Source organism: Novosphingobium sp. (genome assembly GCF_965214355.1).
In the GTDB taxonomy this organism is placed as follows: domain Bacteria; phylum Pseudomonadota; class Alphaproteobacteria; order Sphingomonadales; family Sphingomonadaceae; genus Novosphingobium.
On the sequence record NZ_CBDCBI010000002.1, the window covers coordinates 2,527,992 to 2,540,883 of the forward strand.

Annotated in this window: 9 protein-coding genes; 5 read left to right on the forward strand and 4 right to left on the reverse strand. The window is 65.4% G+C overall.

All coding sequences use genetic code 11. From position 1 onward, the window contains the following. Positions 1-6: 6 nt before the first annotated feature. The 3 genes from kdpC to ACOOE2_RS11865 are packed head-to-tail and all read left to right on the forward strand — an operon-like array spanning position 7 to position 4,012. The gene (kdpC, locus tag ACOOE2_RS11855) at positions 7-600 is read left to right on the forward strand and encodes a potassium-transporting ATPase subunit KdpC (RefSeq protein WP_420383205.1); all 594 of its coding nucleotides are present in this window, start codon (positions 7-9) and stop codon (positions 598-600) included. Continuing rightward, entirely contained in the window at positions 597-3,323 is a 2,727-nt protein-coding gene (locus ACOOE2_RS11860) for a DUF4118 domain-containing protein (protein WP_420383206.1), read from the forward strand. The genes kdpC and ACOOE2_RS11860 overlap by 4 nt, the downstream gene beginning before the upstream one ends. After that, positions 3,320-4,012, forward strand: coding sequence for a response regulator (locus tag ACOOE2_RS11865; RefSeq protein ID WP_420383207.1), 693 nt, complete (start codon positions 3,320-3,322; stop codon positions 4,010-4,012). Before ACOOE2_RS11860 ends, ACOOE2_RS11865 begins: the two co-directional genes overlap by 4 nt. A gap of 653 nt (positions 4,013-4,665) precedes the next feature. Here ACOOE2_RS11865 and ACOOE2_RS11870 read toward each other — a convergent pair. Genes ACOOE2_RS11870 through ACOOE2_RS11885 form a run of 4 tightly spaced genes read right to left on the reverse strand, consistent with a single transcriptional unit; the run spans position 4,666 to position 9,856 of the window. Beyond that, entirely contained in the window at positions 4,666-5,976 is a 1,311-nt protein-coding gene (locus ACOOE2_RS11870; RefSeq protein ID WP_420383208.1) for an AAA-associated domain-containing protein, read from the reverse strand. A 10-nt stretch (positions 5,977-5,986) separates the two neighbouring features. Continuing rightward, on the reverse strand, positions 5,987-7,714 hold the full coding sequence (locus ACOOE2_RS11875; protein ID WP_420383209.1) for an ABC transporter permease: 1,728 nt from the start codon (positions 7,712-7,714) through the stop codon (positions 5,987-5,989). A gap of 28 nt (positions 7,715-7,742) precedes the next feature. After that, positions 7,743-8,483, reverse strand: a complete 741-nt coding sequence (locus ACOOE2_RS11880; RefSeq protein WP_420383210.1) for an MgtC/SapB family protein — start codon at positions 8,481-8,483, stop codon at positions 7,743-7,745. 8 nt (positions 8,484-8,491) lie between these two features. Next, entirely contained in the window at positions 8,492-9,856 is a 1,365-nt protein-coding gene (locus tag ACOOE2_RS11885) for a carbohydrate porin (RefSeq protein ID WP_420383211.1), read from the reverse strand. 471 nt (positions 9,857-10,327) lie between these two features. On the opposite strand from ACOOE2_RS11885, the gene ACOOE2_RS11890 reads away from it, so the two are divergent. Then, a complete protein-coding gene (locus ACOOE2_RS11890; protein ID WP_420383212.1) occupies positions 10,328-11,575 on the forward strand; it encodes an FAD-binding domain-containing protein in 1,248 nt (415 codons plus the stop codon). Beyond that, complete coding sequence (locus ACOOE2_RS11895) at positions 11,572-12,891, forward strand: ABC1 kinase family protein (RefSeq protein WP_420383213.1); 1,320 nt, start codon at positions 11,572-11,574, stop codon at positions 12,889-12,891. Before ACOOE2_RS11890 ends, ACOOE2_RS11895 begins: the two co-directional genes overlap by 4 nt. Position 12,892 lies beyond the last annotated feature (1 nt).

Consider the following 12,892-nt stretch of genomic DNA (forward strand, 5'->3'; position numbering starts at 1 on the left):
CCCCCGATGCTCACCGACCTCACGCAAGCCGCCCGCCCCGCCCTTGTCCTCACCGGGCTGATGTTCGCGCTCACCGGCCTGGCCTATCCTGCCGCGATAACCGGAATTGCGCAGATCGCGATGCCGTATCAGGCCAATGGTTCGCTGGTCTCGCGCAGCAATCCAATGGATTATCGCGTGGCCGGCTCCGCATTGATCGGGCAGAACTTTACCGGCGATACCTGGTTCCACGGCCGGCCTTCGGCTGCAGGCAAAGGCTATGACGCCACGCAATCGAGCGGATCGAACCTGGGCCCGACGTCAAGGACGCTGATCGACCGCGTGGCCGCCGATGCCAAAGCCAACCCGGGTGCGCCGATCGACATGCTGACGACATCGGCATCGGGCCTCGATCCCGATATCAGCCCCGAGGCGGCCGAATGGCAAGCCGCGCGTGTCGCCGCCGCGCGCCATATCGCGCCCGCCAAAGTCCTCGCGCTGATCGACAATGCGGTCGAGATGCCGCTGCTCGGGTTCATCGGCGAGCCGCGCGTCAATGTGCTGCGCCTCAACCTCGTCCTCGACAAACAGGCCGGAACTGGCGCACAACGCCCGCGATGACCGAACCGCAGCGCCCCGATCCCGATGCCCTGATGCGCACGCTGGCGCTTGGCAAGGGCGCAGGATCGGGAAGCGGCAAACCCAATCCGCGCGGCCGGCTGAAAGTCTTTCTCGGCGCGGCGCCGGGCGTGGGCAAGACCTGCGAAATGCTCGACGATGGCGCGGCGCGGCGCAACGCCGGGATCGATGTCGTGATCGGCCTTGCCGAAACCCACGGCCGCATCGACACGATTGCGCGCACCGCCGGGTTCGAGATCGTCCCGCGCAAGATGATCGAACACCACGGCCGCCTGCTCGACGAGCTGGACATCGACGCGGTGATCGCGCGCGCACCCGCGCTCGTGCTGATCGACGAACTGGCGCATACCAACGCCACCGGCAGCCGCCACGACAAGCGGTATCAGGACATCGAGGAAATCCTCGACGCCGGGATCGATGTCTATTCGACGCTGAACATCCAGCATATCGAGAGCCTGAACGACGTCGTCGCTTCGTTTACCCGCGTCCGCGTGCGCGAAACCCTGCCCGACCGCGTGCTCGAACAGGCCGAGCTCGAAATCGTCGATCTGCCGCCCGACGAGTTGATCGAGCGGCTGCGCGAGGGCAAAGTCTATGTGCCCGAGGAGGCCAGCCGGGCGCTTGCGCATTTCTTTTCCAAGTCGAACCTGTCGGCGTTGCGCGAACTGGCGCTGCGCCGCGCGGCGCAGGCAATCGATGCGCAAATGCTCGACCATGTCCGCGCCCACGCGCTGGCGGGCAAATGGGCTGCGGGCGAACGGCTGGTGGTGGCGATTTCGGAACACCCCGGCGCGACCGGGCTGGTGCGGTCGGCCAAGCGCATGGCCGACGCGCTGGGCGCGCCGTGGACCGCGCTGCATGTCGAGACCACGCGCGACCTGGGCCTGTCCGATGCCGACCGCGGACAATTGGGCACCACGATCGAACTGGTCCAGCATCTGGGCGGCGAAACCGCAACGATCCCTGCCGAAAACATCGTGACCGGGCTGCTTGCATTCCTCGATGAAACGCGTGCGACGCAGCTGATCCTGGGCAAGGCCACCCGCTCGCGCTGGCACGAGTGGCGCCACGGCTCGGTCGTCGACAATATGGTGCGGCGTGCGTCGGGCGTGGCCGTCCATGTCCTGACGCTCGGCGAAACCGCCGAGCGCAAGCGCCCCCGCACCAGCGTGATCGGGCAGCAGACCGGGCCCGGCCGCTGGGGCACGCCGATCGGCCATGTCATCTCGCTCGGGCTGGTGGCGCTGGTAACGCTGCTGGGAGTGTCGATCGCCGGCATCGGCAGCGTGACCAATATCGCGCTGCTATATCTGCTGCCCGTTCTGGTCGCGGCGACGCGGTTCGGACTGCGCACCGGGATCATCACCGGGCTTGCCTCATCGCTGGCGTACAATTTCTTTTTCATTCCCCCGCTGCTGACCTTTTCGATCGCCGATCCGCAAAACCTGATCACGGTCATGGTGCTGCTCGGGATTGCCGTACTGGTCAGCCAGATGGCCTCGCGCGTGCGCGATCACGCGCTGCTGGCGCGCAACAGCGCGGCGCAGAACGGCGCAATTGCCGGATTTGCCCGGCAATTGACCGGCATCAGCAGCGAAACCGAACTGGCCCAGGTGCTGTGCGCCGAAGTTGCGCGCCTGCTCGATGTGCGCGCGATGCTGCTGCTGCCCAGTGCGGGCGACTTTGCCGGCGACCTTGAGGTGCGCGCCGCCAATCCGCCCGAAGACCGGCTGGAAACGCTCGACCGCGCCGCCGCGCGCTGGGCTTATGATAACAACCGCCGTGCGGGGCGCGGATCGGATACACTGACCGCGTGCGAATGGCTGTTCAATCCGATCGGCGTGGGCGGGCGCGTGCTCGGCGTGCTCGGGATTGCGCGCGACGACACCGGCAGGCCGCTGCGCGTCGGGCAGTTGCCGCTGTTGTCCAGCCTGCTCGACCAGGTCGGGCTGGCGTTCGAGCGCATCGCGCTGGAAGGTGAAATGGCCGGCGTTGCCAAATTGCGCGAACAGGACCGGTTGCGTACCGCTTTGCTTTCATCGGTCAGTCACGATCTGCGTACGCCCTTGACGGCGATCATCGGCAATCTCGATGCGATCCGCCCTGCCAACGACGAACAGGCCGACCAGCTTGGCACCGCGCGCGCAGAGGCCGAACGCTTGCGCGGGTTCGTCGCAAACCTGCTCGACATGGCGCGGATCGAGGCCGGGGTGCTGTCGCGCGGCAGCGAACCAGTCGATCTGGCCGATGCCATCGCCGGCGCGGTCCACGATCTGCGCACCCGGCTGACGGCCAATCCGATCCGCATGGATGTGTCGCCGGACCTGCCGTTCGTGCTGGTCGATGCGCAGCTGTTTCAGCAATGCCTGGTCAATCTGATCAGCAATGCCGCCACCCATGGCGATCCGGGAACCCCGATCACGATCGCGGCGCGTCGCGAGCCAGGCTACATGACGCTGATGGTGATGGACCAGGGTCCGGGTCTGCCCCCGGGCGAGGAAGACCGCATTTTCGAAACCTTTGCGCGGATCGAAGGGTCCGACCGCAAGGGCGGCACCGGGCTGGGCCTGGCGATTGTGCGCGGATTTTGCACCGCGATGGGCCTGACGGTGTCGGCCGCCAATCGTACGGATGCGAAAGGGGCCTGTTTTACGATACGGTTCGACGAAGCGCATCTGAGCCATATCGAAGAGGCCGCATCATGAAACCGCTGTGCGTATTGGTGGTCGAGGATGACGCGGCCATCCGCAAACTGCTGAACGCCGCGCTGACCCGCACCGGCTATCGCGTGATCGAGGCCGCCGACGGCCGCGCCGCGCTGGCGTCGCTGGCGATCGACAAGCCCGATGCGGTGCTGCTCGATCTCGGGTTGCCCGATCGCGACGGCCTGGAGCTCGTGCCGCTGATCAAGCAGGCCCGAACCGGACTGATTCCGGCGCTGATCGTGGTTTCTGCGCGCGACGCCACCGATCAGAAAGTCGCCGCGCTCGACCTCGGCGCCGATGACTATGTGATCAAGCCGTTCGACAGCGAGGAATTGCACGCCCGGCTGCGCACCGCCCTGCGCCACCGCCTTGCTGCGGAAACCCGCGTTGCAAAAATCACGCTGGGCGATGTCGAGATCGACCTTGCCGCGCGAATAGTCCGGCGCGGCGGTGAAGAGGTGCATCTGACGCCCAAGGAATACGGTATGCTGGCCGAACTGGCGAAACATGCCGGCCGCGTGATCACCCATGCGCACCTGTTGCGCGCCGTCTGGGGCCCGGGCCACGAGCACGACGTCGAATACTTGCGCGTCGCCGCGCGCGGCATCCGACGCAAGCTGGAGGTGGATCCGGCCAGCCCGGCGCTGCTGCGCAACGAACCGGGCGTCGGCTATCGGCTAATGGGCTGACCTTGGCCCCCTCCCCGTCAGGGGAGGGGCTGGGGGTGGGGGCTCTCCCCACTCGTCAACGCTTGTTGACAGGCGCAGACCCCACCAACGTCGCCCCGGACTTGATCCGGGGCAAGGCTTCTTTGATGCGCTGGCCGATGATGAAAGCGTTCCGTATGCCTCTCGCGATGCCGCAAGCTCGGGACATCACGAGCCGTTGCGCACAAGGAGGCACAATCCCGGATCAAGTCCGGGATGACGTGTGGGGTGAGGTCGGTATTGCAATGACCAAGGTTGACCGGGAGGCACAATACCGGCCCGGACCGTATCGCGGGATATAGCCGAGGGCCCCCACTCGTCAACGCTTGTCGACAGGCGCATACCCCACCCACGTCGCCCCGGACTTGATCCGGGGCAAGGCTTCTTTGATGCGCTGGCCGATGCTGAAGGCGTTCCGTATGTCTCTCGCGATGCCAAGCTCGGTACATCACGAGCCGTTGCGCACAAGGAGGCACAATCCCGGATCAAGTCCGGGATGACGTGTGGGGTGAGGTCGGTATTGCAATGACCAAGGTTGAGCGGGAGGCACAATACCGGCCCGGACCGTATCGCGGGATATAGCCGAGGGGCCCCACCCCAACCCCTCCCCTGAAGGGGAGGGGCTTTGCCTCGTCCTAGTTGTGTTCGTCTTCGAGGCTGAAGCGATCGGCTTCTTCGTCATACGAGAAAATCTCCGCATAACGGCCCCATAGCGTGACGTTCTTCAGCGTTTCCTCGGCATAATCCTCGCTCATGTAGTCTTCCAGCTCGTCGCGGAAGCGGCGCGCGGGGGCTTCGTGGCTCGCGCGTTCGTCGAGGACGCGGCGGATGTGCTGGACTAGCGGCACATGCTGGATCAATGCCTGCGCAAACAGCGCCTTGCGCTGATCGACGTCGCCCTGGGCGTAGCGGCGCGCGGCCGGCGTCAGCACAAGTTCGGGGCCCTGCAATTCGGCAAAGCGCAGCAGTTGCAGCGTTTCGGCGATCGGGAACAATTCGTCGGCTTCGAGTTGCAGCGAATCCGCCAGTTCGGACATGCTGGCCCGGCCCTCGAAGGGCGTCCCGTCCACTTCCTCGATCAACCCGGCGAGCGAATTGGTCGACACGCGCGGCAGCACCATTGCAATGCTGGTCGCCTGCGGCTGGCCATCGCGCATCGGCGCGGTGATTTCGGTGCGCGCGGTCATGCGCGCATAGATGTCGTCGACCAGCGTGCGGAACGCCGGATCGAGCCGGTCACGCGGTTGCGGCAGGTCGACCTTGATCTCGCTGACCACACGCCCCGGGTTGCTCGAAAACACCAGGATGCGGTCGCACATCAGCACCGCTTCCTCGATATTGTGCGTGACGATGAGGATCGATTTGATCGGCACTTTGCCTTCGGCCCATAGATCGAGCAGATCGGTGCGCAGCGTTTCGGCGGTCAGCACGTCGAGCGCCGAAAACGGCTCGTCCATCAGCAGCAGCGACGGATCGACGACCAGCGCGCGCGCCAGGCCCACGCGCTGCCGCATACCGCCCGACAGTTCCTTCGGGTACGCGTTTTCAAACCCGTCGAGCCCGATAAGATCGATCGCGGCCAGTGCGCGCTTGCGTGCCTGCGCCGTCGGCACTTTCTGCGCCTCCAGCCCGAGTTCCACGTTTTCGAGCACGGTCAGCCATGGAAACAGCGCGAATGTCTGAAACACCATGGCCACCGATGGATTTGGTACATCGGCGGCGGGCACCAGCCGCGATATGCCTTCGCTCGGGCGGATCAGCCCGGCGATCGAACGCAGCAGCGTCGATTTGCCCGACCCCGACCGGCCGAGCAGGCCGACGATTTCGCCATGCGTCAGCTCGAGATTGACATCGTCGAGCACCAGGTGGTCCTGACCCGAATAGAAATGGCGCAGGCCTTTGACTTCGACCAGCAGGGGCTTTGCAGCGATTGCAGCAGTGGCCATGGGTAATTCCTCAGGTCAGGCGCATACGGCGTTCGCCATATGCATAAAGGGGGCGCCACACCAGGCGATTGAAACCGAGCACGAACACACTCATCACACCGACACCCAGCGCGACACGGGCATAATCGCCCGCCGCCGTCGCCTCGGCAATATAGCTGCCCAGGCCATGCGCGACCAGCCGGTGATTGCCCCAGGTGACGAGTTCGGCCAGGATCGAGGCATTCCACGATCCGCCGCTCGCGGTCAGCGCGCCGGTGATGTAATACGGGAAAATCCCGGGGATCGCGACCTGTCGCCACCATTGCCAGCCGCGCACATGGAACATGTCAGCCGCTTCGCGCAAGTCTGTCGGAATGGCGCTGGCGCCCGCAATCACGTTGAACAGGATATACCACTGCGTGCCCAGGATCATCAGCGGCGACAGCCAGATATCGGGCGGCAGGTGCCATCGCACCAGCGCGATCACGACGAACGGAAACAGCACGTTGGCCGGAAACGCCGCCAGGAACTGCGCCAGCGGCTGCAACCGCTCGGCCCACGCCGGGCGCAGGCCGATCCACACGCCGATCGGCACCCAGATCGCGCTGGCCAGCACGATCAGCACGATCACGCGGATCATCGTCAGGCAGGCATAGCCGACCGCGACCAGCGCATCGTGCAGCACCAGATAGCGCATGACATAGCGCCCGGTCAGCACCAGCGCGGCAAGTACCGCAATCGCCACAGCCGCTTTCCACGCCCATTCCACCGCTGCAGACGCCGCGCGCCTGTCCATCAGCCGGCGCTGTTGCACGCGCGGCTCGAACGCCAGCAGCATCCGGCCGATCGCGCCCAGCGGCGACAGCACCACCGGCAGCAACCGCGTCTTGCGCAGGATATCGAACACCCATGACTGCGGCCGCTCGGCCGAGGCGGTCATTTCGAAGCGGAAGCGGTCGGCCCACGCCACGATTGGGCGGAAAAACAGCTGATCATATGCAACGATCACCAGACCCATCATGCCCACGGCCCAGGCCACCGCATGAAAATCCTGATGCGCGATCGCCAGATCGAGATACGAGCCGATTCCGGGCAACGTGACTTTGGTATTGCCCACGGTCATCGCTTCGGACGCAACGACAAAGAACCAGCCGCCCGACATCGACATCATCGCATTCCACACCAGCGCGGGCGTGCCGAACGGCAGGTCGAGTTTCAGGAATCGGCGGATCGGCGACAGGCGATAGATCATCGTCGCCTCTTCCAGATCGCTGGGGATCGAGCGTAGCGACTGATAGAAACTGAACGCCATGTTCCACGCCTGGCTGGTGAAGATGGCGAAGATCGACGCGCATTCCACGCCGAGCACGCTGCCGGGGAACAGCCCCATGAAGCCGGTGATGGTAAAGGTCAGGAACCCCAGGATCGGCACCGACTGCAGGATGTCGAGCGCCGGCACGATCAGTTGCCCGGCCCGCCTGCTGCGCGCGGCGAGCGTTGCCACCACCAGCGTAAACACCGTCGAGGCGAACAGCGCGGCAAACATGCGCATCACCGTGCGCAGCGCATAATACGGCAGATACACAGGATCGAGCGTCACCGGCGCCAGTTGCAGCGTCGACAGCGGCGCAATCGTGCCTTGTGCGGCATGAAAGAACACGACGCTGAGACCCGCCAGGATGACGAACGCAATCGCATCCTCGCGGCTGGGCCGGGTCAGCCGCAGCATCCGCGAAAACGCAGGCAGTGGCCGGGCCATGAAGCGATCCTGGGGGCTCATCGGGTCCCTAACTCGTTGTACTGACTGTCCAGGTGGCGGAAATGACGTCACCATGGCGGGAAAGGTGGTCGGTAATCGCGTCGAGATCGGCTTCGCTGGCACGCGACGGCACCAGCACGGCGGCCAATTCGACCGTATCGTCGGTCTGCGCCAGAGTCTCGATCTGGCGGATCGGGTAATGCATGTTTTCCAGCTCTTCGAACAGCAGATCGCGACCATGGGCGACGCGTTCGGGCGGCATGGTCAGATGCACGCGGTACAGCGCCTCGGTATCATTGTGCGAAACCGGGCGGCGGTCGATGAATTCTACCAGCGGCCGCAGCAGCGTGTTGCCCGCCAGCACGAACACCGTGACCAGCGCGGCCTCGGCCGGGCGCCGCGCGCCGGCAAACGCGCCAACCGCGGCAGACGCCCACAGCGTTGCCGCGGTGTTGAGCCCGCGCACTTGCGGCCCGTCCTTCATGATGACGCCCGCGCCCAGGAACCCGATGCCCGATACGACATAGCTGATCACGCGCACGCCGCCATCGGCGCCCGCGCTGCGCAGGCCCAGATCGACAAATGCCGCCGCGCCGACCGCGACCAGCACATTGGTGCGCAGGCCCGCGCTGCGCTGGCGCCATTGCCGCTCCAGCCCGACCGCCGTGCCCAGCACGAACGCGGTGAACAGGCAGATCAGCGTTGTCAGCAGTGCGCCCGCATCGAAGGCGAATTCTGCCAGGCCGGAGGGATGCGTGATCGGGACCATGATTGCAATCAGATCGCGGCGTGCAAGCGCAGGCCGAACACATGCACCGGCCCCCGGTCGCGATTGTAGCCTGGATTGGCAATGAACTGATAGTCTGCCGTGACGTTCACGGCCTTGATCACGGCAAAGCTGTACCAGGCTTCCGCGATCCATTCGTCGCCCGGATGCGGCAGCCGGCCATCACCCACCAGCGTTCCCAGCCCGCCATCGTCAAAGAATATCTGGTGCGTCCTCGATATGCCGTTGACGACGCCGGCCAGCCCGATCTTGTCCGACGCGCGGCCCCAGCCCTGCCCGGTCAACGTCGCGCCGGTCGAGACGCTGCGGTCGATATCGGTAAAATCGTCGGCCTCGGTCACGCCGTCGGACGCCGATGCGCGCAGGAACACGCCGAGCGACGACGTCAGTTCCTGCTCGGCATTGATAGTGCCGCCGTAATGATCGGTGTTGCGGCGATAGGCCGCGTTGTCGGGCATGACGCCGGTCGCGTTGTAGGCCGCAATCAGATCGCGCAAGCGCGCCAGATTGCCGCGCGTAAACCACCCGGCAAGCCGGATCGCGCCGCCATGCCCGGCAATGGTGTGGCGATGCTCGACTTCGCCGACAACCTGGTACTGCTGGAATCCGACTTCCAGCGACGGCTGGTTCGGTACCTTGGACAGATCGAACAGCCCGGCGCGCAATGTCCACGCGCCCTGATACAGTTCAGCCGCACCGCCGAACGTAAACCCCCAGGCATTGGCCGCATAATCGAACGCGCCGGCATCGATCATCGACCAATTGAGGAAATCGCCCCGCGCGTCATGCGCATAGGTGTTGGTGTCGAACACATCGGTCACGCCGAATTTGCCGACCGTCAGCACCAGCCGGTTTGCGGTCTGACTGCCGCGCAGCGCATTGGCCGCGGCATCGATTTTGGCGTTGTCTCCGCCCAGGTTTATCGTCTGGCGAAGAAACAGCCGCGGCAATTTGAAATACGGCTCCTTCTTGCCGACCTTGTACGCTTCGGCGCTGGGAAACCCGGCGACGCCCAATGTGTTGGACAGGCCGAAGCCCTGGTCGATTTCGGGATTGATCCAGATTTCGGCGCCATGCCAGGGACGCACCCCGGCATAGAGCGTCACATCCCAGGTTTCCTGGCCCTGATGCGGCGCAAGGCTGTTGGTGCCTGCATACGGCGCATTGAAGCCGGGCGTGGCCTGCACGGTGAAAGTCGTCTGGCCGTGGATCGCGAAATTCTGGTCGGGTGCAGGCGAACTGTCGGCGGCAGGCGCTTCGCCATGCGCCAGGGTCGGCGCGGCCAGCAATGCCAGCGCGCCCAGGAGCCGGGTTATGCCGTAGCCGGCGCGGCGATCAGGTGCACTGCGCCGCAACTGTCGCACTCACAAGTTGCAGGGTTGGCAGCGCGTGTCATTGTCGGTCCCCTGAACCTGATTGAACAATACCGGAACCGGCGTCTTCGCGCCCGCCATCGCAATTAAATATGACGATTGCGTGTCAGGTGGTGCGAGCCGGTCCGAGAACCGGGGCCTATACCGCAGACCGCTCGGCGGCAATCGCGAAACGGCGTTCCGGCGCCATCTTTCTGTCGGAAACACGATCTCCGGGCGCTTTGGCAACACTGCCAGCCTTACGCGAAGATGAACGAAGCGACCGGTTCCTGCTCGGGGAATATGCCCCCTTTGTCAGGTTGAGCCAGCATGGGGCCATCCCCAGATACGCAACGTCGGTCGGCCGGTCAGTATGCCAGTTAGACCACTTCTCCCGGCGTGGGTCACCTCCTCCCCCCTATGATCTGGCCCGCGTCGGGGGTTCCTGCCATTCTCGCAAGGCTTTGTTCCCAATTGACCGATCCGTCCCGTGCCGACGTCGCCGATCATCCCGTCACCCGCGACGCGGCGCTGGCGCGGCTGAACGCGTTCGTGCCGCTGGCCGGTGCGGCGTATGCCAAGGGCCGCAACGCCGATCACGGCACGGGCCAACACGACAGCGTGTCGCGCCTTTCGGCGGCGCTGCGCCGGCGCAGCGTGACCGAGATCGACGTGCTGACCCCGGTGCTGGCGCAACATGGCCATGATGCTGCCGCCTTCGTCAACGAAGTGTTCTGGCGCACCTATTTCAAAGGCTGGCTGGAGGCGCGGCCGGACACCTGGCATGCGATGCTGCGCGCATTGGCCGCTCTTGATTCGCAGCTGCTGCGCGATGACGCGCTGGCAAAGCGCCACGCTGCTGCACTATGCGGGCAGACCGGCATCGACTGTTTCGATCACTGGATGGGCGAGCTTGAGCAGACCGGATACCTGCACAACTGGGCACGGATGCAGTTCGCCTCGATCTGGATCTTCACGCTCGGGCTGCCATGGGAGCTCGGCGCGCGCGCCATGTTTGTGCGGTTGATCGACGCGGACCCTGCTTCGAACACGCTGTCATGGCGCTGGGTTGCGGGACTGCACACCCGGGGAAAAGCTTATCTCGCCGATGCCGCACTGATCGCGCAAGTGACCGGCGGCCGGTTTGCCCCGGTGGGCCTCGCCACCAAGGCAGCCATTCCCGATGAACCCCTGCCGCCTGCCGCGATACCGCCGCGCGACGTGGTCGAGCCTGCGCCCGATGCGCCGACCCTGCTGTGGATAACCCCGGACGATTGCGCGCTCGAAACCGAGCCGGCACTGGCATCGCTGATGGTCCGCGCCGTGGTGATCGTTGATGCAAGCGGCGATCCGGCCGGCGGTGGTGCCCGCGCCGACCGGGCGGCCCTCGACGATGCGCTGGCCCGCGCGGCGGGGCACTGGAATGTCGCGGCGTTCCGCATACCCGATGCTGGCGCGATCGCCGCGCTGGCGCAGGAGATCGGCGCCGCGCAGGTTGTAACCAGCCGGGTTGCGGTCGGCCCGGGACTGGACGCTTTGGACCGGGCGCGCACGGCGCTCGATGCGGCAGGCATCGGGCTTGCCGAACACCTTCGCGCATGGGACGCTGCGGCATGGCCGCATGCGACGCGCGGCTATTATGCGCTGCGCAAGACCATACCGCAACTGCTCGGCGTTGCGGGCCTGTCCGTATTGCCCCCACCTGGAGAGCCCCTGCCATGACTTCCGACGCACGCAAGGTTCCCTCCGGCCGGTTGGCACGGCTCGGCGTATTCGGCCAACTGGCGGCAGGTGTCGCGGGCAATGTCGTGGCCGAAGGCGCACGGCGGCTGGCGCGGGGCGAGCGGCCGCAGATGTCCGACCTGTTGCTGACGCCGGCCAATGCCGTGCGCGTGACCGATCAACTGTCGCGGCTGCGCGGGGCCGCAATGAAGCTGGGGCAGATGATCTCGCTCGACGCGGGCGACATGTTGCCGCCCGAATTGACTCAGATCCTGGCGCGCCTGCGCGATGCCGGCTCGATCATGCCGCCGGCGCAGCTCGAAAAAGTGCTGGCGGTGTCATGGGGCGCAAACTGGCGGCGGCAATTCCGCCGGTTCGACGCGCGGCCGGTCGCCGCCGCATCGATCGGCCAGGTACACCGCGCCGAGCTGCCCGATGGCCGTGTGGTGGCGATCAAGGTGCAATATCCCGGCATCGCAAACAGCATCGATGCCGATGTCGACAATGTGGCAACGTTGCTCAAAGTGTCCGGCCTGCTGCCCGCAGGCCTTGCGATCGAGCCCTTGCTGACCGAGGCGAAGCGCCAGCTGCATGAAGAAGCGGATTATCTGCGCGAGGCGGCACAGATGACGCGCTACGCCGATTTGCTTGCCGACGATCCGATGTTCGTCGTGCCGCGCCCGCTCATGGACCTGACCGACAGCCAGGTGCTGGCGATGGATTTCATTACCGCATCGCCGATCGAGAGCCTGGAGAGCGCGCCTGATGACGTGCGCAATCGCGCGATGCAGGCGCTGCTCGCGCTGGTGCTGCGCGAACTGTTCGAATTCGGCTTTATGCAGACCGACCCCAATTTCGCCAATTTCCGCTGGCAGGCGGCAACAGGCAAGATCGTGGTGCTCGATTTCGGCGCGGCGCGCGCGGTCCCGCCCGACGTCACCAGCGGCTATCATGCGCTGCTGTCTGCGGCGTTTCGCGGCGACCATGCGGGTATACGCCAGGCCCTGATCGAGGTCGGGTTTGTGTCGGCCGCGCAATTCGAGCACCACGGCGATGCGCTCGATCGCATCATCACCGTCGTGCTGGCGCAGATATCCCGGCCCGATGCCGTTGCCGACGAATTCGACTTTGCCGATCGCAGCTTCGTCGAACAGATCCGCGCCGAGATTCCGCAGATCGCCGCCGACCGTGCGAACTGGCACATTCCGCCCGCCGAAGCGCTGTTCGTGCAACGCAAGGTCAGCGGGACGGTCCTGCTCGCGGTAAAAATGAAGGCGCGCCTGCCGCTCACGGCCATGGTCGCACCGTATATCTGAA